Raw genomic sequence first — 23,075 nt, 5'->3', positions numbered from 1 at the left:
GTCATGGCGATGTCGAGGCGGCGCTTCATGCCGCCGGAGTAGGTGGAGGCGGGCTTCTTCGCCGCTTCGGTGAGGTCGAACCGTTCCAGCAGTTCGGCGGCGACCCGCTTGCCCTCCGCCTTGGGCAGGTGGTGGAGGTCGGCGATGAGGAGCATGTTCTCCTCGCCGGTGATCAGTCCGTCGACCGCGGAGAACTGGCCGGTGACGCCGATCGCTGCCCGTACCTTCTGGGGGGCGGCGGCCAGGTCGTGGCCCGCGACCTGGACCTGTCCGGCCTCGGCGGTGATGAGGGTGGACAGGATCTTGACGACGGTGGTCTTGCCGGCACCGTTCGGGCCGAGGAGCGCGAAGACGGACCCGGCCGGAATGCGCAGGTCGATGCCGTCGAGGACGGTCTTGTCGCCGTAGGACTTGCGCAGACCGACGGCGGTCACGGCGATCGGCGGCGGGGTGCCGTCGCCGGCGCCATTAGTCGTGGGCATGACAGAAAATGGCATGGAGCTCTCCCCTGTGAGGGCTGACGCGGTGGAGGGGCGGGCGGTGCGGCGTTCGGGTACTCGGGTGTCCAGGTGCTGCGGGTACTCGGGCCGTTCCGGGCGGTGCGGTGGTTCAGGCCCGGGCGCGGCGGATGTCGATGTTGCCCCAGTTGGTGCGGGCACGGACGCTGACGGTCTCCTCGGTCTGCTCCGGCGCCTCGGACGCGGTGAGGGTATTGCGCACGTGGCCCCGGTTGGAGCTGACGTCGAGCCAGGCGGCGGTGCCCTCACGGATGCCGATCTCGATGAGGCCGTTGGAGGTCTCCACTTGCACGGTGCCGCGTGCGACATCGGCGATACGGAGATTGCCGTGGGTGGCGGTGCCCGTCACGGACGCCTCGGCGTGCGCGATGTCGATGGTGCCGTGAGCGCCGCTCACCCGCAGTTCGCCGGTCACGGTGCCGACGTTCGTGGAACCGTGCGAGTTCTTCAGTACGGCGGGGCCCTCGATGATCCCGACACGCATGTTGCCGGTGCTGGTGGTGATCTCGGCCTGGCCCTCGACCCGCTCCACGGTGATCGCACCGTGCGAGGCGGTCAGCCGGAGCGGACCGGTCGTGTCGAGACGGACATCGCCGGCGGAGGTCTTCACCCGCACCTCGCCGAGCCGGCCCTCGCCGAGCACCTGCGTTCCGGTGCCCGTCACGTCGAGGCGCGAGCCCGTGGGCAGTTCCACCGTCACGTCGACGGTGCCGGAGCGCCCGACCAGGTTCGCCTTGGGCGTCCGGACGGTCAGGGTGCCGCTCGCGAACGTGACCTGGGTCTGGTCGGCCGCCCGCACGTCCATGTCGCGCTTCGGGTCGCGGGGGCGTACCTCGACGACGGTGTCCGTGCGGTCGCCCGCCGTGAACCGGATGGAGCCGGTGTACACCTGGGCGATGGCCGAGATCGGTTCGTGGGTGTCGAACGTAGGCATGGCTGTCCCGTCCTCATGGGTCGTCAGGTCGTCCCCGCTGGTGGGGCGCGGTGTGGGTGGGTGCGTGCGTGTACGTGTACGGGCGCGGGGCGCCCGGGTGTCGCGGGCGTCGCTAGCGGACCCAGCCCGTGAAGCTCTGGCCGAGGACCTGGGTCTTCTCGGTCGTGCGCGGCCGGCCTCCGCCGTCGACCGCGGCCGACACGGCTCGTACCAGCCACGCGTTGACCGACAGGCCCTCGCGGTTCGCGGCCTCCTCGGCGCGCGTCTTGAGGTGGGCCGGCAGGCGAAGGTTGACCCGGGCGGTGCCGCCGTCGTCCGCGTCCGAGGGTGCCTGCGGTGCGGGCGGCTCGACGGGTGCGGCCGGCTCCGGTGGAGTGACGGCGGGCGGCCGGGTGACCACGAAGTCGGGGTCGATTCCCCGCAGCCGTACGTCGACCGAGCCCGGAGCGAGCTCGTGGGTGACCTCGTCCATCGCGGCGGAGAGCGCGTTGAGCAGGGTCAGGCGGGTCGCCGACTCCAGGGGAGCGGTGAGCCTCTCGGCCAGCTCGCGGGCTTCGTCGCCGCCGGCCTCGGCGGCGACCGCGAGCTCACGGCGGAGGTTGTCGACATACGGAGTGAGGTCCATGACGCCATGATGGCACCACCATGGCGCCATGTGCAAGCGGCATGGCGCCAGGAGGGTGGTGTTCTCCGGGGCTACTGCTCTGGCCTGCGTGAACGGATCGCTGTAGGTCCTGGATCGGAGGGGTATCGGGTGGGCGTGTGGTGGGGGTTGGTGCCTGGTGGTGCCACATGGCGCCATCTGGTGCCAGATGGCGCCACGTGATGCCATGCGGCGAACCTCAGGCCGGATACGCGTGGGTCTGCGCGGCCTTGACCGTGGCCCAGACGGTGGCGCCCGGGTGCAGGTCGAGTTCGGCGGCGGCGACCGTGGTGAGGTCTGCGGCGAGGGGGAGCTCGCCCGCGAGGTCCGCGCGGATCTGGTCGCCGTGCGTCTCCAGCCCGTCGACCTCGCACCGCCACAGGTTGCGGGCGCTGGAGCCGGTGGGGCGATCCCGGTACAGGGTGACCGCGTTCGGGGGGAAGGCGACGAACACCGGTCCGCTGAGGTCCTCGGTGGTGGTGATCGCCGGCCCGGTGCCGAGCCGGACGGTGTGCCCCTCGGCCTGCCCCCGGTAGAGGTTGAGCCCGACGAGCTGCGCGATGTAGTCGGTACGAGGGCGGCGGGCGATGTCCGACGGTGCGCCCTCCTGCACGACCCGGCCGTGCTCGATCACGACCAGCCGGTCGGCGAGGACCATCGCGTCCAGCGGATCATGCGTGACCAGCACCGCGACCGCCTCGAACTCGGCCAGATGGCGCCGGAGCTGGGACCGTACGTCGAGACGGGTACGGGCGTCGAGCGCGGCCAGCGGCTCGTCGAGCAGCAACAGCCGGGGGCGGGTGGCGAGGGCGCGGGCGAGCGCGACGCGCTGCGCCTGGCCGCCGGAGAGCCGACGCGGCTTCGCTCCGGCCCGGTCGGTCAGCCCCATGCGGTCCAGCCACTCGGCGGCCTGGGCCCGCGCCTCGGACTTGGCGACGCCACGGCAGCGCGGCCCGAAGGCCACGTTGTCCAGGGCCGACAGATGAGGGAAGAGCAGATAGTCCTGGAAGACGACTCCGACCGGACGGGACTCCGGCGGTGTGCCGGTCAACGCGGCCCCGTCCAGCCGCAGATGGCCCTCGGAGAGCGGGGTGAGGCCCGCGAGCGCGCGCAGCGCCGTGGTCTTCCCGGCGCCGTTCGGCCCCAGCAGGGCGACGACCTCGCCGGGGCGGGCGCTCAGCTCCACGTCCAGGCGGAAGGCGCCCCGGTCCACGACGAGCCGGGCGTCGAGCCCCTCGGCCGGCGCAGGGGAGTCCGGAGCGTCGGAAGCGGAGGCGGGCGTAGCCGTCATGACGCCGTCATCCAGCGGTCGCGCAGCCCCGCCAGCACGGCGATCGACACCGCCAGCAGCACCAGGCTCAACGCGATGGCGGCCTCCGGGTCGTCCTGCAGGGCGAGGTAGACGGCCAGCGGCATGGTCTGCGTACGGCCGGGGAAGTTGCCCGCGAAGGTGATCGTCGCCCCGAACTCGCCCAGCGCGCGGGCCCAGGCCAGTACGGCACCCGCCGCGATGCCCGGCGCGATCAGCGGCAGGGTGACCCGCCGGAACGCCGTGAAGCGCGAGGCACCCAAGGTGGTGGCCGCCTCCTCGTACCGCGGGTCGGCGGCCCGCAACGTGCCCTCCACGCTGATGACGAGGAACGGCATGGCCACGAACGCCTCGGCCACGATCACCCCCGCCGTGGTGAACGGCAGCGTGATGCCGAACCAGGAGTCCAGCCACCGCCCCACCACACCGTTGCGGCCGAGCGCCAGCAGCAGCGCCACACCGCCCACCACCGGCGGCAGCACCAACGGCAGCGTCACCAGGGCCCGTACGAACCCGCGCCCGGGGAAGTCGGTGCGTGCCAGCACCCAGGCGAGGGGCACGCCCAGCACCAGACTCACCGCGGTGGCGGCGGTGGCCGAGACGAGCGACAGCTGGAGCGCCTGCCAGACCTCCGTACTCGACAGCTGCTCCGGCATGCTCCGCCAGGGGGCCCGCACGAGCAGGGCGACCATCGGCAGCAGCAGGAACACCAGGCCGAGCAGGGCGGGCAACAGCAGCGGCAGCGGAACCCGGCTGCGCCGACCCGTACCACCGCGTCGGCCCGTGTCGCGGTCCCGGACGCGGCGAAGCCGTGACCGGCCCACCGAAGGGCCCGTCACGGCGTCGGACGCGGTGCGCCGCTTCACGGCTTGATGAACCCCGCCCCGGTCAGCACCTGCTGGCCCTCGGCGGACCGCACCAACTCGATGAACGCCTTCGCCGCTTCGGCGTTGGGGGCGTTCTTCAGCAGCGTGATCGGGTAGTCGTTGATGGCGTCGGCGGACTCGGGGAACTCCACGCCCTCCACCTTGTCACCCGCGGCCTTCACGTCGGTCTTGTAGACCACGGCCGCGTCGGCTTCCTTGAGCTCCACCTTGGTGAGCGCGCTCTTCACGTCCTGCTCGTAACTGACGGGGGTGAGCTTGAGCCCGGCGGCGTCCAGCGCCTTCTGCGCGGCGGCACCGCAGGGCACCGTCTTGTCGCAGAGCACGACCTTCAGACCGGAGTCCGTGAGGTCCTTGAGGGTGGCGACCTTGTCCGGGTTGCCGGGCAGGGTCGCGATCTCCAGCTGGTTGCGCACGAACGTGGCGGGCGTGCCCACCGCGTCCTTCGCGTCGGTGACGATGGCCATCGTCTTGGCGCTGGCGGCGGCGAAGACGTCGGCCGGAGCGCCACCGGTGATCCCGGCGGCCAGGCTGTCGCTGCCCCCGAAGTTGAAGGTGACCTTCGTCCCCGGATGGGCCTTCTCGAACGTGGCGCCCAGGGCCGTGAAGCTCTCCTTGAGCGACGCGGCGGCGAACACGGTCACCGTGCCGGAGAGCTTCGGCGTGGCGGCGTCGGCCGACGCGGAAGCCGAGGCGGTGGCGGTGTCGGACGACGAGTCGTCGGAGGAGGAGCAGGCGCTCAGCGCCAGCAGCGCGGCGACTCCCACACCCGTCCACTGCAGGGTCCTACGGGTCCGGCGCGCGGAACGGGTCATCACGGGGTCTGCTCCTCTGGTCCTCCGGAGGAGCCGGACGACTCCTCCGCGGTGGTCTTTCGGTGACCGCCGTCGGTCGGGCACGGTCGGCCGGAGCACACCGGCGGCCGGTGCGGCTCCGGTGCCGGGACCGATCATACTGGCGCAGATGCCAGGGGGAAGACCCCAATTACCTGGCAATAGCCGTGATGCGGATGCTTCGGGTGGGGCATATGCGGTTCCGGCCTGTCCCGCGCGCAGGCCTGTTTTCGGACATGCTTCAGCCCCCGGGAGACCACGTGGTCCCGGGGCGGATGTGCGGGGGCTACTCGGATCAGACGCGGTCGATGTGCACGTTGGTCGACTTCACGCGGGCGGTGGCCTCCATGCCGACCTCCAGGCCCAGCTCCTCCACCGCCTCGCGCGTCAGCAGGGAGACCAGCCGGTGCGGCCCGGCCTGGATCTCGACCTGCGCGGCGACATCACCGAGCTTCACCGCCGTGACGATGCCCGCGAAGGCGTTGCGGACGGAGGTGTACGGAACCTCGTCCTCGCCCCCGCCCGCGCTCCCGGCGACCTCGACGGAGAAGGCCGCCAGATCCCCGCCGTCGATGAGCCGGCGCCCACTCTTGTCACGGTGCGTGGCCACCCGGCCGGCGTCGGCCCACCGTCGTGCGGTGTCCGGGCTCACGCCCAGAAGGCGGGCCGCCTGGCCGATCGTGTAGGACTGCATGGGCGTCACCGTAGGTTCCCGTTCCCCGTGGACGCAAGCGCGGACGTCGTCGCCGGATACCGCGCGGCGCCGCAGGTCGGGCGGGCCGCGGCGGCGCCGGGCGGCATCGGGCGGGACTCCGGGAGCCCGCGACTACGGCACGCGGGCGGTCCACTCGTCGCCGCTGTACTTGGTGGCGGCCAGCTCCTCCGCGCGCGCGAGTTCGTCCGCCGTGACGCGGCCGTCGGTGAGCCCGTAACGGTTACGGAATGAGTCGACCATGCGTTCGATGACCGTCTCGCGCGGCAGCCCGGTCTGACGCCGGAGCGGATCGACCCGCTTCTTGGCCGACTTCGTGCCCTTGTCGGACATCTTCTCCTTGCCGATGCGGAGCACTTCGAGCATCTTGTCCGCGTCGATGTCGTAGCTCATGGTGACGTGGTGCAGCACCGCTCCGGGACCGCCCTTCGGCCCGGTCACCCGCTTCTGGGCGGCGCCCGCGATCTTCCCGACCTCGGTCGCGATGTCGTTGAGCGGCTGGTACCAGGCCTTGATGCCCATGTCGCCGAGGGCCGCCAGGACCCAGTCGTCGAGATACGCGTACGAGTCCGCGAACGAGAGTCCCGAGACGAGCGAGGCAGGCACGGACAAGGAGTACGTGATGGTGTTCCCCGCCTCCACGAACATGGCCCCGCCCCCGGAGATCCGGCGCACCACCCGTACGCCGTGGCGGGCCGCGCCCTCCGGGTCGACCTCGTTCCGCAGCGACTGGAAGCTGCCGATGATCACCGCCGGGGCGCCCCACTCCCAGACGCGGAGCGTCGGGGCACGGCGCCCGGCGGCCACCTCCTCCGTGAGTACCTCGTCGAGCGCCATGTGGAGTTCGGGGGACTGGGGACCCTCGTGGATGAACTGCCAGTCGTAGTCGGTCCAGTCCGTGGCGTGGGCGAGCGCACGCCGCACCGCCACCGCGATGCCCTCGGTGGTGATCCCGTACATCACCGTGCCCTCGGGCAGAGCCGCCTCCACGCGGGCGGCCAGTCCGGCAGCCTCGGTGTCGGCGGGCGCTCCTTCCAGCGCGGCATCCACGGCGGTGATGGCCTCGTCGGGCTCCAGGAAGAAGTCCCCGGCGACCCGTACGTCGCGCAGGGCACCCGCTTCGACCTCCAGGTCCACGACGACCAGCTTGCCGCCGGGCACCTTGTACTCACCATGCACGGCTTCGCTCCCCTCGGTGCGCGACGTGGTCCGTGAGCCCGTTGCTCCGAAGTCCCCCGAAAGCGCGCACATGTTCCGTATCGCACCTTAATGCTCGCTCGCGGCGGGCGGCCTCGCGGCTTCGCGGGGGCGGGCCCTGTCCGGTGTGTGAGGGGCGGCCGGCCTGCTCGCGGCCGGCGGTCGTCGACGCCCACGCGTGAGTGCCGCCCCGTGCATGTCGGCCGTGCGTGTCGGCCGACGACGGCCGACGGCCCGCTCCCTCCGCCGGAGCGGTAGGGCGCGGGCCGTCGGCCGTTCGGTCGTCGGTCGTCGTCGGCCGTCGCGGGTCCCGGCCTTGCGGCGTACGTGGCCGGTGCCGGGACCGGGGGTCAGTGGCCCAGGACGATGCGGTGGATCAGGTCCTTGCCGTCGGTGCCCGAGCCGGACTTGTCCACGACGTACGCGACACCGTCCGCGACCGTGACGTGGTTCGGGTTGGCGCCCGTGGCGAGGGTCTCGACGACGGCGCCCTTCTTCGGGTCGACGACCGTCACGTTCGCGTCGGTGCGGTTGACGACCAGCATGCGGCCCGACTTCTTGTCGGTGGCGACGGCCAGCGGGCCGTTGCCGGTGGTGACGGTCGACGTGACGGCGCCCTTCTTCAGGTCGATGACCGAGAGAGTGCCGGCGGTCTGGTTCGCGGTGTACGCGGTCTTGCCGCTGGCCGACAGGGCGACCGAGATCGCGCCGTCGCCCGCCGGGATGAAGCGCGGCGCCTTGTGCGGGGCGACCTCGATGAGGCGGTCGTTGTTCATGTCGGCCGTGTAGACGGTGCCGGTCTTCTCGTTCAGGGTGAGGCCGGTCGGGCTCGAACCCTCGATGGTGACCCGGCCCTTCTCCTTGAGGGTCTTGGAGTCGAACGCGACGAGGCTCGCGCCGGCGAAGCTGCTCGCCCACACCGTGTTGTGCTTCTCGTCCACGACGATGTCGCGGCCGTGCGCGACGTCCGGCAGGGTGGCGAGGTGCGCGCCGGTCTTCTGGCTGTAGACCGAGACCGTGTTGCTGCGGGTGTTGGTCGTCCACACGGTGTTGTGCTCGTCGTCCACCGCGACACCGTAGACGGCCTCGACCGCGCCGGTCGCCGCGTCCGTGACCGGCGGCACGATGGTCTTCTCGACCTTCAGGGTGCGCGGGTCCACCTTCAGCAGGCTGGAGTTGGTGACCGGCGGGCGGCCCACGGCGGTGGTCGTCCACAGCACGTGGTTCCGCTCGGAGTACGAGGACTGGTACAGGCCCGTCGCCAGCGAGGCGGACGTGACGGTGGAGGCGGATCCGCCCTTGTGGCCCGTGGCACTGGCGGTCGCCGTGCCGGCCAGAGCCAGCGAACCGCCGACGGCGAGAACGATGGCGGTGCTGATGGAGCGGCGGGTAACAGACGTCATGCTGCGTCAATCTCCTTGACTGGTGCACCTCTTGTGGCGAGGTGTTGTTCATGAGGTTAGCTTAGCCTTACCTAAGTTAGGCGCGTTTCGGGGTGTGGTGCATCACAGTTCTCGACGGTGATGAACCTCTGGGGCGTGAAATGCGTCGCGGGGCGCCGCGCGCGGTGAGGCGCACAACGCCCCGCTGGGGCACAGGGGTTGTTCAGGTTCGTTGCCATGCCCCTGTGGGGCCGCACTCCTGTGAGGCCGGTGGTCCTGTGTGACGAACCGTCAGGCGGCGTCGGGCTGCTGTGGCTTGCGACGGCGCAGGATGAAGGTCGTGGCCCCCGCTGCTCCGGCGGCACCGCCGACGGCCGCTGCTCCGGCCGCCCAGGCGATCGTCGCGTACGAGACCCCGGTGCCGACGCTCTGGACCGAGGCGGCGTTGACCGTCGCGTCGGTGGTGGACGCCGTTTCAGGGGAAGAGGGAGAGGACGACGAGGCGGCCGCGGTGGCATCGGCGGCCAGCACGGTGAAGTCGACCTTGAGTGTCGTGGAGGGGTTCGGGGCGAGGAAGCGCAGCCAGTGCGCACCGGGCGTCACCTCGGCCGGGATCTCCACGTCTCCTTCGAACGATCCCCCGGCGTCGACGTCCCACTGGCCGAGGATGGCGTCGTCGTCGAGCTTGATGGTGACGACCTGCGAGGCCGGGAAGTTCACGACCTTGAAGTGCAGTTTCCCGCCCGGCTGGACCTCGCTGGCGGTGATCTCCGCCTTCGCCCCGCTCGCGTTGACGGCGCTGGCGGGTGCCCCCGTGGCGGCGGGGATCGCCGCGGCCGAGCCGCCCGCGGCGGTGGTGCCGGTGCCCGACGTCGCGCTCGTCCCGCCCGTACCGCCGGCGGCGGCCGAGGCGTCCGAGCCGGAAGTGACGGTGAAGCCGGCCTTCGTGCTGGTGGACGGGTTGGGGGCGAGGAAGCGCAGCCAGTGCGCGCCCTTGGTCGCGGTCGCGGGGACGGTGACCGTACCCGAGAACGTGCCGTCCGCCGCGATGCCGTCGGGCCACTGCCCGATGATCTCGTCGTCGTCGAATTTCACGGTGATCTGCTGCCCGGCGGGGTAACCCGTCAGCCGGAAGGACACCTTGCCGCCCGCGGCGACGCTCGAACCGGCGGTGATGGTGGCGGACGTGGCGGACGTGGTGGTACCTCCGGTGGATGAGCCGCTGGTGGACGTACCTCCGGAGCTGCCGCCGGTGCTGCTCCCGGAACTTCCGCCGGTGCTGGTGCCGCCGGTGCTCGTGCCGCCGGTCGAGCCGCCTCCGGTGCTGCCGCTGCTGGAACCGCCGGTGCTGGAACCGCCGCTGCTCGAACCGCCCGTGGAGGACGAGGAAGTGACGGTGAAGTCGGCCTTCAAGCTGGTGGAGGGCCCCGGGGCGAGGATGCGCAGCCAGTGCGCGCCCTTGGTCGCGGTCGCGGGGACGGTGACCGTACCCGAGAACGTGCCGTCCGCCTTCACCGCGCCGGTCCACTGCTTGAGGATCGTCTGGTCGTCGAGCTTGACCGTGATGTCCTGGCCCTGGACGAAGCCGGACAGCGCGAAGGAGACAGTGCCGCCCGCAGCGACCTTGGTGGTGCCGAGCTGGATCTTCGGGGTGGCCGGCTCGGGCGTGGCAGTGGCCGCGGTGACGGTGAGTCCGGCGCTCTTGACGCTGGTCTGGGGGGCGAGGAGGCGGAGCCAGTGGCTGGTGCCGGGGGCGGTGTCGGCGGGGATGGTGACGGTGCCGGAGACGCTGCCGTCGGAGCCGCTGGTGAACTGGGCGAGGAGTGCGGCGTCGTCGAGCTTGACGCTGACCTTGCTGTCCGCCGGGAAGCCCGTCGCGGTGAACGACACCTCTCCACCCGGCTTTGCCGAAGTCGATCCGAGGGTGACGGCGGGGGCCGACGCTTCGTCAGGCGCCGATGCCACCGTTCCGGTCGCCCCCGAGTCGCTCGCCTCGGCGAGCGGCATCGACAGCACGCCGAGGCCCAGGGTTGCCCCGGCGGTGAGCGCGGCCACCCGCGCCACCCGGCCCCGGGGGCCGCGCAACGGCGATATGGAGGTACGGAGAGGTCTGTCTGCGCTCATGGCGTGCTCCTGGCAGGCAAGGAAAGGCAGGAAAAAGTGCATGGGGGAGATGTGGCGTCCACGGGCCGGTACGGCAGGGTGTCGCCAACGTGTAGTTAGGTTAGCCTAACCAATCCTGGAGGTTTGTGGAGGCCTCCGGTGGGTGGGGGTGGACCTGCAATGGAAGAGGTGGGCTCGCGGCGGAAGGGGTGGCCCGCGGCGGTCGGGGGTAGCGAGATAAGGTCAGCCTTACTTGTTGTCGTTCTTCGGAGTTCGCCCGCATGTTCGCGTCCGCACCGCCCGAAGGGGCTCCCCTCCATCCGCCCAGGACGGCCCGCCCCGACGCGGTTCCGACGCTCGCGGCGCCCGGCGCCGAACTGCCGGGGCCAGAAGGGGTCGAGGAGTTCTGGGAGCGGGTGCGCGAGCGAGGGACGCCGCTGATCGCCCCCGATCCGCAGGGCAGCCCCGAACACGCGGCCGTCACCTTCCTCTGGCGCGGCACGGAAGCGACCCGGGCGGTCCAGGTGATGCCCAACAAGCTCGGCGACCCGCGCGCCCCCGAGGGCAACCTGATGGAGCGCCACCCCGGCACGGACATCTGGCACTGGACGCTCCGGCTGCGCCGCGACTGGCGCGGCACCTACGACTTCCACGTGGACGAGGGCGAGGGCCCCGGGCCCGAAGGCCCCGGCTACTGGCAGTGGCTGCGGACACGACGCCACTTCGATCCCTTCAACTCCCGTCGCCTGCCCCGTCGCTGGGGTGGCGAAGCGGTGTCCTGGGCGGAGATCGGCGAACTCCGGTCCGCCTCGGACTGGGAGCCTCGCCCAGGTACGCCCCGGGGCACGGTGACCGAGCACAGCGTGCCCAGCGAGCACCTGGGGGAGGAGCGCCGGGTCTGGCTGTACGAACCGCCCGCCCCGGCCGACGGCTCGACTCCGCCGGCCGGACTCCCCGTACTGGTCGTGCTGGACGGCGAGCACTGGCAGCCGGAGCTGGGGCTGGCGAACCTGCTCGACAACCTCCTCGCGGACGGCCGGATACCGCCGATGGCCGCGATCCTGGTGGACTCCGTCGACTCGGGTTCCCGTTGGCGGGACCTCGCCTGCCGGCCCGCACACGCGGCCTTCCTAGCCGATGAGTTGCTCCCGTGGGCCGCGCGGAGGCTGCCGCTCACGGACGACCCGGCGCGCACCGTGATCGCCGGGCAGAGCCTGGGCGGCCTGTCCGCGACCTACACCGCGCTGACGGCCCCGCACCGCTTCGGCAACGCCCTGGTCCAGTCGGCCTCCTACTGGTGGCCGAACGGGCCGGAACCGGAGTGGCTCACCGGCCGGATCGCCGCCGCCCCGCGCCGCCCGGTGCGGTTCCGGCTCTCCTTCGGTGAGCAGGAGTGGGTGGCGCTGCCCGCCGCACGGCGGCTGCGTGACACCCTCGAAGAGGCCGGATACGACTACCACTACCGCGAGTTCAACGGCGGCCACGACTACCTGTGGTGGCGTACGGAGATGGCGGACGGGCTGACCGGGCTGCTGGGACCCGGAGCCTGACCCGTACGGCCGGCCCGGCCGCCGGGCCCCGGCCCGTGGTCACCGGCCCGTGGTCACCGGCGGCCGGAGCGTGGTGCGTACCGCTTACTCCGCCACCGCGCACGCCGCGAAGAATCCGGCCGGTGCCCCGACGTCGGCGAGGGCCCAGCCGGCCGGAGGCGCGGCCGGGGAGAGTCCCGTACCCAGATAAGCGCCCCCCAGCGCCTCGCCGGAGAGCCCCTCGCCGGTGCCCTTGAGGTACGCCTCCTTGCGGGTCCAGCACCGGGCGAAGGCGGCCGGCCGCTCCGCCGCCGCCATGCCCGCCAACTCCGCCTGCTCGGCGGGGTGCAGGGACCTCGCGACCTCCGCGGCCGTCCGCGCCGACGGCGGCCGCTCGACGTCCACCCCGACCGGCCGGGCGGCCAGCGCCACCACCGCCAGGCCGTCCGTGTGCGACAGCGAGAAGTGCACCCGCTCACCGGCGGGCCCCTCGACCGCCGGCCTGCCGTGGAGGGCGCCGCACCCCGGGCACGCCAGCCGGACCAACGTCACCCGGGCGGGCGGGAGTTCCAGCACTCCGCCCAGCAGCACGCGCAACGCCGTGTGCGAGGCCGTGTACATGGCCCGGTCCTCCGGGCGCCGGAACGCCGCGGCCCGCCGCCGCTCCTCCTCGTCGAGAACGACCGGAAGGGAGGAGACCGAGGCGTCCGGGCCCCAGGGGCGCACGGACCACAGCAACGGGCCCCCGCCGTCCAGCGCCGACGGCCCCGGAGGCCGGTCTCCCGGCGTCCAGGGCCGCGCCGTTGCCGGCGTACTCACCACCGGGCGGACGCGCGCGCGGGGACGGACGAGTGGGTCGGGTCGGTCATCCGTCGAGCTCCTTCAGCCGGGCCGCGAGGACGGTCGCGACGGTGTCGAGATTATCGCCCTGGAGGAGCCGCGCGTGGGTGCAGTCGAGATCGTGGTTGACGATCTCGCCCGTCACATGGGCGCGCCAGGCCTCCCGGGTGAGCCAGTCCTCCGCCCTCGGTGCGGCGGCCGTGAAGAACAGCACGTCGCCCCGGAAGGTGTCGTGCCGGTGCTCGCGCATCAGCCGCGCGTGGTGCGGCACGATGTCGACGATCCTGGACAGGGTGCGGTCGCTGAGACCGGCGAGCGGGCTGCCCGCCCTGCGCAGGGTGGCCAGGACGTCGTCACGGGTCTGTTCGTCCGTGCGCTCGAAGCCGGCCATCCGCAGCACCGCCGTGAGCGCGTCGCCCTCCTCGGGGGCCGGGCGCGCGCGCCACATCTCGGACGGGAACGCGTCGAGCAGCGCGAGGAGTTCGACCTCCTCGCCCGCTTCCTGGAGCAGCACCGCCACGGCCTGCGCGAGGACACCGCCCACCGACCAGCCAACCAGCCGGTACGGCCCGTGGGGCTGGACGGCACGCAGCCGCTCGGCGTAGTCGACGGCCTGGTCGCGCAGCGTCGGCGCCAAGGGCTCGTCGTCGGCCAGCCCGCGCACCTGGACGGCGTAGAGCGGCTGTCCGGCGCCGAGGCGGGCCGAGAGGCCCGCGTAGCACCAGGCGATGCCGCCCGCCGGGTGGAACGCGAAGACCGGGGGCCGGCCGCTGCCACCGCGCAGCGGCAGCAGGACGTCCAGCGCGTCGTCGGCGCCCGCACCCGGGCCCGCGAGACGGGCCGCCAGGGCGGCCGGGGTCGGCGTCTCGAAGAGCGAGCCGATCGTCAGCTCCGTCGCGCACTCCTCCCGTACCCGCGCCACCAGCTTCATCGCGAGCAGCGAGGTGCCGCCGAGATCGAAGAACGCGTCGTCGGGACCGGCCCCCTCGACGCCGAGGACGTCGGCGAAGAGCCGGGTCAGCTTCTCCTCCAGCGCCCCGGACGGGCGCCGGTCCCCCCTGCCGCCGGTGAACACCGGTGCGGGCAGGGCGCGACGGTCCAGCTTGCCCGCCGGGCTCAGCGGGAACGCCGCGAGGACGACCACCGCCGCCGGGACCATGTGGTCCGGCAGTACGCGCGTCAGCGCGGCCCGCACCTCGGCCGGGTCCGCCTGCCCCTGGACGTAACCCACGAGGCGCTGTTCGCCGTCGTCCTCGCGAACCAGGGCGCAGGCGCCCTCCACACCGGGCTGCGCGGACAGGGCCGCCTCGATCTCGCCGAGTTCGATGCGCTGGCCGCGCAGCTTCACCTGGTGGTCGGTGCGCCCGAGGTACTCGACCTCACCCTCCGCCGTCCACCGCGCCAGGTCACCCGTCCGGTACATGCGGCTCCCGGCCGGGCCGAAGGGGTCGGCCACGAAACGGGCCGCCGTCAGCTCGGGGCGGTCCAGATAGCCGTCGGCCAACTGCCGCCCAGCGAGGCAGAGTTCCCCGGGAACTCCGGGCGGGCAGAGCTGGAGCGCCGCGTCCAGCACGTACAGCCGGGTGTTCCACACCGGGCGCCCGATCGGCACCGGTCCGTTGCCCTCGGCAACACAGGTGTGATGGGTGACGTCGACGGCCGCCTCGGTCGGGCCGTACAGGTTGTGCAGCCCGGCGCCCGGCAGCGTCCGCGCGAAGAGGTTCGCGGTCTCGCGGGCCAGCGCCTCGCCGCTGCAGAACACCCGGGTGACTCCGGTGCACCGTGCGGCCTCCGGCTCTGCGAGGAAGACCTGGAGCATGGACGGCACGAAGTGCAGGGTGGTGACGGCCTGTTCGCGGACGAGGCGGGCCAGATACGTCGGATCGCGGTGTCCGCCGGGCTCCGCCACGACGAGGGTCGCACCCTCGCGCAGCGGCCAGAAGAACTCCCACACCGACACGTCGAACGAGGACGGGGTCTTCTGCAGCACCCGGTCCTCGGCGGTCAGCCGGTAGGTGTCCTGCATCCACCGCAGCCGGTTGTCGATCGCGCCGTGCGGGACGACGACCCCCTTGGGGCGGCCGGTGGAGCCCGAGGTGTAGATGACGTACGCCGGGTGGGCAGGCGTGAGGGGGCGGCACAGGTCGGTCGGCAGTCGGTCCGAGACGTCGAGGCCCGCCAGCACGACGAGCGGGGTGGCGCCGCCGTCCGGCAGTCTGCTCGCCCGGTCGGTCACCACGCAGACCGGCGCCGCGTCCTGCAGCATGTCCAGCAGGCGCTGCTCCGGATAGTCCGGGTCGAGCGGCAGATAGGCCGCGCCCGTCTTCAGGATCGCCAGCAGCGTCACGATCAGCTCGACGGACCGGGGGACCGAGAGGGCCACCACCGTGTCCGGGCGGGCGCCGAGGGTCCGCAGATGCCGGGCCAGCCGGTTGGCGCGGGCGTTCAGCTCCGCGTACGTGAGCGACTCCTCGCCGTACACCAGAGCCGTCGCCGCGGGCGTCCTGCGGGCCTGCGCCTCGATGGGCCCGATCAGGTTCGTCGCCGGGAGCGCACGCTCCGTACGGTTGAACTCCCCGAGGATCAAGGACACTTCGCCCGGAGTGGCGATGGTGTGCGTGGCGAGCGGCAGACGTGGGTCCGCCTCGGCGAGCCGCGCGACGAGACCGGTGAACCGGTCCTGGTGGGCCGCGAGGTCGCCTTCCGTGTAGAGGGCCGGGTTGGCGTCGTAGTCGACGAGCAGGCCCCGGCCGTCGGCCCGGTCGTAGATGTTGACCGTGAGGTCCTCGACCTGGCCCGCCGAGAGGTTGCGGGCCCGCACCGGCGCGCCCGCGAAGCGCACGTCGTAGTCGAAGGGCATGACGTTCACCAGCGGGCCGACCAGGGCGCGGCTCTCGCCGAGCAGGCCGAGATCGCGGCGGATGTCCTCGTAGCGGTAGCGCTGATGGCGGCGCACCGTACGGATGCCCAGGACGACCTGGCGCACCAGCTGTGCGAAGTCGGCCTCGGGGGAGACCTCCAGGCGCAGCGGCAGGACGTTCATGACCATGCCCGGCACCCGCAGGGCGACCGAACCCATGCGGCCCATCATGGGCAGCCCGAGCACGACGTCCGAGCGGCCGGTGGCCCGGGAGGCGTAGACGGCCTGGGCGGCGATCAGCACTTCCGGCCAGGTAGCCCGCAGCCGGGACGCCAACTCCCGTACCCTCTCGGTTGTTTCCTCCGGGAGTGAGACCGTGCGACGCAGTGAGGTCCGGGAGGGCAGCGCGCCCCGCCCCGCGAGCTGGGGAGCCTCGGGCCGGTCGGCGAACGCCTCGCTCCAGTGCGCCCGGTCGGCCGGGTGGGCCTCGGAGGCGCGGTACTCGGCGTCCTGCGCGACGAGTTCGGCCAGCGGCCGGAACGGCGTGGGGACGGGTGCCTCACCGGCGGCCAGCGCGCTGTAGACCTCGGCGGTGCGGCGTACGAGCAGGGAGTAGCCGAAACCGTCCATGGCGAGGTGGTGGATGCGCTGGTACCACAGCCACCGCTCCTCGCCCACGCGGAAGAGTGCGTGCCCGAACACCGGGCCCCGGGTCAGGTCGCAGGGGCGGGCGAGATCCTCCCGCATCCACACCCCGGCGGCCTCGTCCGGGTCCTTCTCCGTGCGCAAGTCCGCCCTGTGAAGAGGGAGTTCGACGGCACTGCGTACCAGCTGCCGGGGCCCCTCGGGGGAGTCCTCCACCCGGATGCGCAGCGCGTCGGCCTCGGAGACCACCTGCGCCAGCGCGGCGGCGAAGTGCCCCGGGTCGACAGGGCCGGCGATCTCGACGCACTCCGCGGTGTTGAGTGCCGGGCTCAGCGGGTCGAGGGCCTGGGCGTACCACATGCCCGACTGGGCGGCGGTCAGCGGCAGTACGGTGTCCGGGACTTCCGCGGCCGAGGCTTCGGTGTCCGGGGCGTCGAGGGTCGTCGCCGGGGCGCTCATGAGGCCCCCAGCAGCGGCAACCACGCCTCCACGGCGGGCTGTTCGGCGAGATCCGCGAAGGCGGCCTCCACACCGTGCTCGCGGCGCCAACGCTCCAGCAACGCCATGATGCGCACCGAGTCCAGCCCGTAGTCGACGAGGTTCTCGTCGACCGGGATGTCCTCGGGGTCCTCGCCGAGGGAGTCGGCGATGTCGGCGCGGATCAGCTCAAGGGTGAGGGACATCGGCTCAGACCTCCTGGAAGAGAGCGTCGGCGGTGGTCACCACGGCACAGCGGCCGGCCGCGTACCGCAGCGCCATGTCGTGGTCCTCCCGGGAGAAGTCGGCGACCGCGTCGGCGACGACGAACGCCTGGATGTCGCGCTGCCACGCGTCCGCGGCGCTCATCAGCACGCCGATGTGCGCGTACACGCCGACGACGATCAGCTGGTCGCGGCCCTGCTCCGGCATGAGCGCGCCCAGTTCGGTACGGACGAAGGCGCTGTACTTCCACTTGGTGACGGTGTGCTCGCCCTCGACGGGCGCCACCTCCTCCGGCCCGGAGAGGGCCGCCGGGTCGTCCGCCACCCCGGGCCCCCAGAAGTCGAGTTGGAGACCGCGCTCCTCGGGGGTCTGGCCGCCGCGCTGCGCCGAGTGCACCACCGGCACGCCCAGGTCGCGGCACTCCTTGAGCACCCGGGCCGTGTTGTCCAGCATGCCGGTCAACGGCTGCTCGCCGGCCGGGAACGCCTTCAGGAAGTGGTTCTGCAGGTCGTGGACGAGCAGCACCGCACGGGACGGATCGACCGTCCACGCCACCCGGTTGGCGGGCAGTTCCTCCGCCGTGGGCAGCGGATACGGGGCGATGGCGGGCAGTGCCATGGGAGCGGGCCTTTCCTCGTGGTGCCGAGCCGGGGCGGCGGACCGCAGGCTCTTCTTGCTGATCTTGCCGATCCCCGTCTGCGGGAACACGTCGACGAACTCGACCAGATCGGGGACCTTGTACGCGGCGATGCCGCGCTCGCGGACGAACCGCTTGATCTCGACGGACTTCAGCGGTCCGGCGCCCTCGCGGAGGATGACGTAGGCGAGGGAGCGTTCGCCGAGGTACGCGTCGGGGACGGCGACGACCGAGACGTCGTGGACGGCGGGGTGGGCGAGGACGATGTTCTCGACCTCCTCGGGGGCGATCTTCTCGCCGCCCCGGTTGATCTGGTCCTTCGCCCGGCCCTCGACCACGAGGTGGCCGGAGGGGGTGCGGCGCACGATGTCGCCGGTCCGGTAGAAGCCGTCCTCGGTGAAGGCCCGCGCGTTGTGGTCGGGGGCCCGCCAGTAGCCGCGGATCGTGTACGGCCCCCGGGTGAGCAGATGGCCGAACTCGCCCTCGGGGACGTCCTCGTCGGCGTCGTCCACGATGCGGACCTCGTCGTCGGCCGAGATCGGGCGGCCCTGGGTGGTGACGATCGTCTCCTCGTCGTCGTCCAGCCGCGTGTAGTTGACCAGCCCCTCGGCCATGCCGAAGACCTGCATCAACTGGCAGCCCAGCGCCGGGCCGAGGCGCCGGGCCGCCTCCTCGCTGTACTTGGCGCCGCCGACCAGGACCAGCTCCAGGCTCGACAGGTCCTCCTTCGCCGCCGGGGCCGCGTCCGTCCAGACCAGCGCGAGCGGGGGCACCATGCCGGTCATGGTGATCCGCTCCTGCTCGACGAGCGGGAAGGCCGTCGCCGGGTCGGGCCGGGGGCTCAGTACGACGGTGCCGCCCGCATACAGCACGCCCTGCCAACCGGGCGAACTCATGGGGAAGTTGTGCGCGGCCGGCAGGACCACGAGGAACCTGGTCCCCTCGTCGACCCCGCAGATCTCGTTGGACCCCCACAGCGAGTAGATGTAGTCGTCGTGGGTGCGGGGGATCAGCTTGGAGACGCCGGTGGTCCCGCCGGAGAGCTGGAGGAAGGCCAGTTCGTGCGAGCGGGGACCCTCGATCGGGCCGGTCGGCTCGATCGGCACGTCGGCGAGCGCGGTGTGCTCGCCCGGATCGCCCACCACGAAGACCTCACGCAGGGTGGGCGTCAACCTCTGCACGTGGGAGGCGAGTTCGCGGTGGTCGTAGCCCGCGTGGCGGTCGGGTACGACGTACGCCACGGCCTCGGAGAACGCGCAGAAGTGCTCGATCTCGGTCTCCCGGTGCGCCGGAAGGGCGTACACGGGGAGCGCGCCGATCCGGAAGAGCGCGAAGACGACCTCGATGAACTCGCCGATGTTCGGGAGCTGGAGGACGACCCGGTCGCCCTTGGTGATCCCCCGGGCGGCGAACCCGGCGGCCAGCCGGTCGGCGCTCTCGTCGAGTTCGCGGTACGTCCAGGTGCGGCGGACCGGCGCCGGGTCGACCAGTGCCGTCCGGTCGGGGTGCGCGGTGGCGCGTTCGCGCAGGAAGTCGCCGAAGGTCTCGCCGCGCCAGTACCCGGCGGCGCGGTAGCGCGCGGCGAACTCGGCGGGCCAGGACGGCGCGTCCGGGCTTCCGGGGGCGAGCGGGTGGTGCTCGGGCGCGAGCGCGTCCGGGCTTCCGGGGGTGAGCGGGTGGTGCTCGGGCGCGAGCGCGTCCGGGCTTCCCGGGGCGAGCGGGTGGTGCTCGGTGGCGGTCACAGCTGGGCTCCCACGACGTTCAGGAAGGTACGGAACTTCGCCCCGGTCTCGGCGGTCTCCGCCTCGGGCGAGGAGTCGGCCACCACGCCGGCCCCGGCGAACAGGCGCAGCGAGCGGCCCTCGGCCTCGGCACAGCGGATGGTGACGACCCACTCGCCGTCGCCGTCCGCGTCCTGCCACCCGACCATGCCGGTGTAGGCGCCCCGGTCGAACGGCTCGGACTCGGCGATGACCGCGCGGGCGGCCGGGGTGGGCGTACCGCACACGGCCGGGGTCGGATGCAGGGCGGCGGCGAGCCGCAGCGCGGTGGTGTCCGGGTCGGCGAGGTCGCCGGTGAGCGTCGTCGACAGGTGCCACATGGTGGCGGTCCGTACGAGGGTGGGGCGCTCGGGCACGTCGAGGCGGGTGCAGAACGGGGCGAGGGCCTCGCGCACGGCGGCCACCACCACCGCGTGCTCGTGCAGGTCCTTGGGGGACTCCAGCAGCGCGGCGGCCCGGCGGACGTCCTCGGCCAGGTCGGAGCTGCGCGGCGCGGAACCGGCCAGCGGGTTGGCGACGAGCCGCCCCTCCTGGCGGGCGACCAGCAGCTCGGGGCTCGCCCCGATCAGGGTGCGGCCGGGTCCGGTGGGCACCGCGAAGGTATAGCCGCCGGGGTCGCGGCGGGCGAGCCGGCTCAGCATCGCGGGCAGGTCCGGCTCGGCGGGGGCGGTGAGCTCCAGGGTGCGGGCCAGCACCACCTTGGCGAACTCCCCGGCACGCATGCGGCGTACGGCGGAGGCGACGGCCTCGGCGTACTCGGCGGCGGCCGGGACCTCGCGCACCTGCCACGAGCCGCCGTCCTCGGCGGCGGGGGCGGGCAGGGCCACCAGCGGGTCCCGGCGCAGCGCGGGCGCCCACTCGACGGACTCGGGGATCACCAGCGCGGCGGGGGCGTCCGCGTCGAAGGGTATGGAGCCGACGACGACGGGCGCGGGGTTCCCGGCCCGCCGCTGGGCGTGCAGGGCGCCGCGTACGCGCTCCTCCACCGGGTCCGTACCGTGCGGCACTTCGGCGAGCACCCCGCGGCCGAGCAGGGTGCGTGTCGGCGAGGCCACGAAGCGGTCGGTGCCGGGCCGGTAGGCGTCGAGCAGCGCGGTCGCCGTACCGGGGACGACGTGGTCGGGGTGGGTGAGGGCGGGGGCGACGGAGGGGGATTCGTGCACGGAAGTGGACATGGGTGTCTCCTGCGGTGGAGGGCTCCCGCCGCGGTCGGCGGCGGGGCGGTGAGACAGGGGGACGGGCGCGGGATGGGCGCGGACGGGCGCGGAGATCGGGGGCAGGCCCGGGGCGGGGCCGGCTGGTCAGGCCCGGAGACCGGCGGCCACGCGGAGACCGTGGTCAGGCCCGGAGACCGGCGGCCACTCGGAGACCGGGTCAGGCCCGGAGACCGGCGGCCACTCGGAGACCGGGTCAGGCCCGGAGGGTGGCGCCGCCGTCGACGTACAGGTCCTGCATGGTGATGTGGCGGGCGCGGTCGGACAGCAGGAACGTCACGGCGTCGGCGATGTCGGCGGGGTCCGCGATGCGGCCCAGTGGAATGCCCGTCCGGTACGCGGCGAGGTCGCCCGCGACGACGCGGTCCGCCGCGGCGGTCACGTCGGCCGGGTCCAGATCGGCCCACATGGCGCGCTGCATGTCGGTCATGGTCGAGCCGGGGCAGACGCTGTTGCAGCGGACACCGTGGGCGGCCATCTCCAGGCCGAGACACTTGGTGAACATCGCCGAGGCCGCCTTGGACGCCGCGTACGCGGCCATGCCGGCGCGCGGGATGCCCGCCGCGTTGGAGGCGACGGTGACGATGCCGCCCCGGCCGCGCGCGGCCATCCGCCGGGCGGCGGAACGCGAGACGTGGAACACCCCGTCGACGTTGACGGCGAAGGTGGCCGCCCAGTGCGCGTCGGTGGTGTCGAGGACGTCGGCGTTGCGCAGCACACCGGCCACGTTGACCGCGAACTCCAGTGGACCGAGAGCCTGTTCGGCCTCCTCGACCGCAGCCTCGACGGCCTCGGCGTCTGTGACGTCGAGCGGGCGGGCGACCACCCGCGAGCCGTACTTCCGCGCGAGGGACTCGATGCCGTCGGTGGCGACGTCGGTGGCGACCACCCGGGCGCCGCGCTCGACGAGCGCGGTGACGACGGCCTCGCCGATGCCCCGTCCGGCGCCCGTGACGAGCGCGAGCCTTCCGTCGAACTCGGTGCTCACTTGACCATGGCCTTCCGGAGGTCGGCCAGGACGTTCACGGCCGCCTCCGCGCCGCCGAGGCTCGTCCACATCGAGCCGTCGATCTCGGTCACATGACCGGCCTTGACGGCGCCGAGCTGCTGGTACGCCGGCTTCGCGGAGAGCTGGTCGACCACGCCGGAGGTGCCGGTCGAGGTCAGGGTGCCGATGAAGAGCCAGTCACCGTCGATCTCGGCGAGGTTCTCGTCGCTGATCGGCGTGGAGTGGCCCTCGCCCTTCTCGGCCTGGATGCCCGGCCGGGTGAAGCCGAGGTCGTTCAGCACGTCGCTGACGAACACGCCCTGCTGCATGACGGCGGAGCCCTGCGGGGAGTAGCGGGCGACGGAGACCTTGGCTCCGGCCTCCGGCCCGAGGTCGCTCTTGAGGGCGGCGACCTTCTTGTCGTAGTCGGCGAGGAAGGCGTCGGCCTCGTTGGCCTTGCCGAGCACCTCACCGGTGAGCGACAGGGACTTCTTCCAGTCCTTGTCGTCGCCGATGGTGACCAGCGTGGGCGCGATCTTCCGTAGCTGCGCCAGTACCTGAGCGTCCGTCATCTGACCGGCGAGGATCACGTCGGGGTCTGCCTGGACGACCTTCTCGATGTCCGGGCCGGTGACCGCGCCCACCACCGGGATGCCCTCGGCCTTCCCGGTCAGGTACGCGGGGGCGCCCTTCTGGCCGCGCCCCGCCGTGAGGCCCACCGGCTTCACGCCGAGGGTGAGCGAGGAGTCGAGGTCCATCTCGCTCAGGACCACGACCCGCGAGGGGTCGGAGGGGACGGTCACCTCGGTGCCGGCCGCGTCGGTGACCGTCGTTGTGCTCTTCTTGCCGGAACCACCTGACGCAGCACCCGAGTCCGAGGAGCCGCAGGCGGTCGCCGTGAGCGCGCAGATGCCGAGGACGGCGACCGCGGCCAGCGGGCGGACGGTGCGGCGGGGGGTGGGGGACTGGTTCGGCGTCATGGCCGGAAACCTCCGTAGGAAGGGTGGAGCGGGCTGGTGCTTGATGTCCCGTCATGGGGGACGGGCCGCGTGCGGGCACGGCGAACCCCGGCCGGATCGGCGTGGGGGGGCCCGGCCCGGTCATCGGTACTTAGGTTAGGCTAACCATATGTTCATTGCGCAAGAGGGCCCTCCAGGGAGGGTGAAAACCCGGACATCCAGGGCCTTTCGCGGGAAACGGACCGGCGTGGGGAGCGGAGAGCCGCACCCGGCCCCTGCCGCCGGAGCGGAGACCGGGGACCCGTGTCCGTCCGGGCGGACCGCCGCCAGGGTGGAGGCCGGGGACCCGCGTCCGTCCAGGTGGACCGCCGGAGCGGAGGCCGGGGGGCGTCATCCGGCCAGGTG

Annotated in this window: 18 protein-coding genes and 1 pseudogene; 1 reads left to right on the top strand and 18 read right to left on the bottom strand. The window is 72.8% G+C overall.

All coding sequences use genetic code 11. From position 1 onward, the window contains the following. From ACWCWD_RS35330 to ACWCWD_RS35285, 10 genes are all read right to left on the bottom strand, one after another. Nucleotides 1-497, bottom strand: a 497-nt coding sequence (locus tag ACWCWD_RS35330; RefSeq protein WP_450779475.1) for an ABC transporter ATP-binding protein, incomplete at its 3' end; no start/stop codon positions are given. 112 nt (nt 498-609) lie between these two features. Further along, a complete protein-coding gene (locus ACWCWD_RS35325) occupies nt 610-1,452 on the bottom strand; it encodes a DUF4097 family beta strand repeat-containing protein (protein WP_450779473.1) in 843 nt (280 codons plus the stop codon). Between the two features lie 112 nt (nt 1,453-1,564). Continuing rightward, nucleotides 1,565-2,077, bottom strand: coding sequence for a hypothetical protein (locus ACWCWD_RS35320; RefSeq protein ID WP_450779471.1), 513 nt, complete (start codon nt 2,075-2,077; stop codon nt 1,565-1,567). A 217-nt stretch (nt 2,078-2,294) separates the two neighbouring features. Beyond that, complete coding sequence (locus ACWCWD_RS35315; protein ID WP_450779469.1) at nt 2,295-3,386, bottom strand: ABC transporter ATP-binding protein; 1,092 nt, start codon at nt 3,384-3,386, stop codon at nt 2,295-2,297. After that, complete coding sequence (gene modB, locus ACWCWD_RS35310; protein ID WP_450779467.1) at nt 3,383-4,270, bottom strand: molybdate ABC transporter permease subunit; 888 nt, start codon at nt 4,268-4,270, stop codon at nt 3,383-3,385. Before modB ends, ACWCWD_RS35315 begins: the two co-directional genes overlap by 4 nt. After that, nucleotides 4,267-5,103 carry a molybdate ABC transporter substrate-binding protein gene (gene modA / locus ACWCWD_RS35305; RefSeq protein WP_450779465.1) on the bottom strand — a complete coding sequence of 279 codons (837 nt, stop codon included), beginning with the start codon at nt 5,101-5,103 and terminating at the stop codon, nt 4,267-4,269. The genes modB and modA overlap by 4 nt, the downstream gene beginning before the upstream one ends. 313 nt (nt 5,104-5,416) lie before the next feature. After that, nucleotides 5,417-5,815, bottom strand: coding sequence for a TOBE domain-containing protein (locus ACWCWD_RS35300; protein ID WP_386893488.1), 399 nt, complete (start codon nt 5,813-5,815; stop codon nt 5,417-5,419). Nucleotides 5,816-5,947: 132 nt separating this feature from the next. Then, nucleotides 5,948-7,012 carry a lipoate--protein ligase family protein gene (locus ACWCWD_RS35295; RefSeq protein WP_450779463.1) on the bottom strand — a complete coding sequence of 355 codons (1,065 nt, stop codon included), beginning with the start codon at nt 7,010-7,012 and terminating at the stop codon, nt 5,948-5,950. A 368-nt stretch (nt 7,013-7,380) separates the two neighbouring features. Continuing rightward, entirely contained in the window at nt 7,381-8,433 is a 1,053-nt protein-coding gene (locus ACWCWD_RS35290; protein WP_450779461.1) for a YncE family protein, read from the bottom strand. 270 nt (nt 8,434-8,703) lie between these two features. Beyond that, complete coding sequence (locus ACWCWD_RS35285) at nt 8,704-10,536, bottom strand: hypothetical protein (protein WP_450779459.1); 1,833 nt, start codon at nt 10,534-10,536, stop codon at nt 8,704-8,706. Between the two features lie 260 nt (nt 10,537-10,796). Between ACWCWD_RS35285 and fes the strand changes: the two genes are divergently transcribed. Then, the gene (gene fes, locus ACWCWD_RS35280) at nt 10,797-12,065 is read left to right on the top strand and encodes an enterochelin esterase (RefSeq protein WP_450779457.1); all 1,269 of its coding nucleotides are present in this window, start codon (nt 10,797-10,799) and stop codon (nt 12,063-12,065) included. A gap of 84 nt (nt 12,066-12,149) precedes the next feature. Here the strand turns inward: fes and ACWCWD_RS35275 are convergent, their stop codons facing one another. From ACWCWD_RS35275 to ACWCWD_RS35240, 8 genes and pseudogenes are all read right to left on the bottom strand, one after another. Continuing rightward, nucleotides 12,150-12,770 carry a 4'-phosphopantetheinyl transferase family protein gene (locus tag ACWCWD_RS35275; RefSeq protein ID WP_450779455.1) on the bottom strand — a complete coding sequence of 207 codons (621 nt, stop codon included), beginning with the start codon at nt 12,768-12,770 and terminating at the stop codon, nt 12,150-12,152. A 139-nt stretch (nt 12,771-12,909) separates the two neighbouring features. Then, the gene (locus tag ACWCWD_RS35270) at nt 12,910-16,848 is read right to left on the bottom strand and encodes an amino acid adenylation domain-containing protein (protein WP_450779453.1); all 3,939 of its coding nucleotides are present in this window, start codon (nt 16,846-16,848) and stop codon (nt 12,910-12,912) included. Further along, nucleotides 16,845-17,072 (bottom strand): phosphopantetheine-binding protein, encoded by a 228-nt coding sequence (locus tag ACWCWD_RS35265; RefSeq protein ID WP_390966394.1) that lies wholly within the window; start codon nt 17,070-17,072, stop codon nt 16,845-16,847. Before ACWCWD_RS35265 ends, ACWCWD_RS35270 begins: the two co-directional genes overlap by 4 nt. A gap of 4 nt (nt 17,073-17,076) precedes the next feature. Then, the gene (locus tag ACWCWD_RS35260) at nt 17,077-17,709 is read right to left on the bottom strand and encodes an isochorismatase family protein (protein WP_450779477.1); all 633 of its coding nucleotides are present in this window, start codon (nt 17,707-17,709) and stop codon (nt 17,077-17,079) included. 21 nt (nt 17,710-17,730) lie between these two features. Beyond that, nucleotides 17,731-19,470 (bottom strand): annotated as a pseudogene (locus tag ACWCWD_RS35255) ((2,3-dihydroxybenzoyl)adenylate synthase); the annotation flags it as partial. Then, nucleotides 19,467-20,684 (bottom strand): isochorismate synthase, encoded by a 1,218-nt coding sequence (locus tag ACWCWD_RS35250; protein ID WP_450779451.1) that lies wholly within the window; start codon nt 20,682-20,684, stop codon nt 19,467-19,469. The gene ACWCWD_RS35250 and the pseudogene ACWCWD_RS35255, both read right to left, overlap by 4 nt. Before the next feature lie 235 nt (nt 20,685-20,919). Further along, nucleotides 20,920-21,711, bottom strand: a complete 792-nt coding sequence (locus ACWCWD_RS35245; RefSeq protein WP_450779449.1) for a 2,3-dihydro-2,3-dihydroxybenzoate dehydrogenase — start codon at nt 21,709-21,711, stop codon at nt 20,920-20,922. Continuing rightward, entirely contained in the window at nt 21,708-22,691 is a 984-nt protein-coding gene (locus ACWCWD_RS35240) for an ABC transporter substrate-binding protein (RefSeq protein ID WP_450779447.1), read from the bottom strand. The genes ACWCWD_RS35245 and ACWCWD_RS35240 overlap by 4 nt, the downstream gene beginning before the upstream one ends. Nucleotides 22,692-23,075 lie beyond the last annotated feature (384 nt).

The organism is Streptomyces sp. NPDC001493 (assembly GCF_053597235.1).
Note: the sequence above shows the minus strand (reverse complement) of the source record. Positions and strands in the feature narration are given on the sequence as shown.

Coding starts and splice junctions, on each gene's coding strand:
- ACWCWD_RS35285 (WP_450779459.1), bottom strand. CDS start 10,536: ATGAGCGCAGACAGACCTCTCCGTACCTCCATATCGCCGTTGCGCGGC.
- ACWCWD_RS35240 (WP_450779447.1), bottom strand. CDS start 22,691: ATGACGCCGAACCAGTCCCCCACCCCCCGCCGCACCGTCCGCCCGCTG.
- ACWCWD_RS35290 (WP_450779461.1), bottom strand. CDS start 8,433: ATGACGTCTGTTACCCGCCGCTCCATCAGCACCGCCATCGTTCTCGCC.
- ACWCWD_RS35250 (WP_450779451.1), bottom strand. CDS start 20,684: ATGTCCACTTCCGTGCACGAATCCCCCTCCGTCGCCCCCGCCCTCACC.
- ACWCWD_RS35325 (WP_450779473.1), bottom strand. CDS start 1,452: ATGCCTACGTTCGACACCCACGAACCGATCTCGGCCATCGCCCAGGTG.
- modA (WP_450779465.1), bottom strand. CDS start 5,103: ATGACCCGTTCCGCGCGCCGGACCCGTAGGACCCTGCAGTGGACGGGT.
- fes (WP_450779457.1), top strand. CDS start 10,797: ATGTTCGCGTCCGCACCGCCCGAAGGGGCTCCCCTCCATCCGCCCAGG.
- ACWCWD_RS35260 (WP_450779477.1), bottom strand. CDS start 17,709: ATGGCACTGCCCGCCATCGCCCCGTATCCGCTGCCCACGGCGGAGGAA.
- ACWCWD_RS35265 (WP_390966394.1), bottom strand. CDS start 17,072: ATGTCCCTCACCCTTGAGCTGATCCGCGCCGACATCGCCGACTCCCTC.
- ACWCWD_RS35270 (WP_450779453.1), bottom strand. CDS start 16,848: ATGAGCGCCCCGGCGACGACCCTCGACGCCCCGGACACCGAAGCCTCG.
- ACWCWD_RS35300 (WP_386893488.1), bottom strand. CDS start 5,815: ATGCAGTCCTACACGATCGGCCAGGCGGCCCGCCTTCTGGGCGTGAGC.
- ACWCWD_RS35315 (WP_450779469.1), bottom strand. CDS start 3,386: ATGACGGCTACGCCCGCCTCCGCTTCCGACGCTCCGGACTCCCCTGCG.
- ACWCWD_RS35320 (WP_450779471.1), bottom strand. CDS start 2,077: ATGGACCTCACTCCGTATGTCGACAACCTCCGCCGTGAGCTCGCGGTC.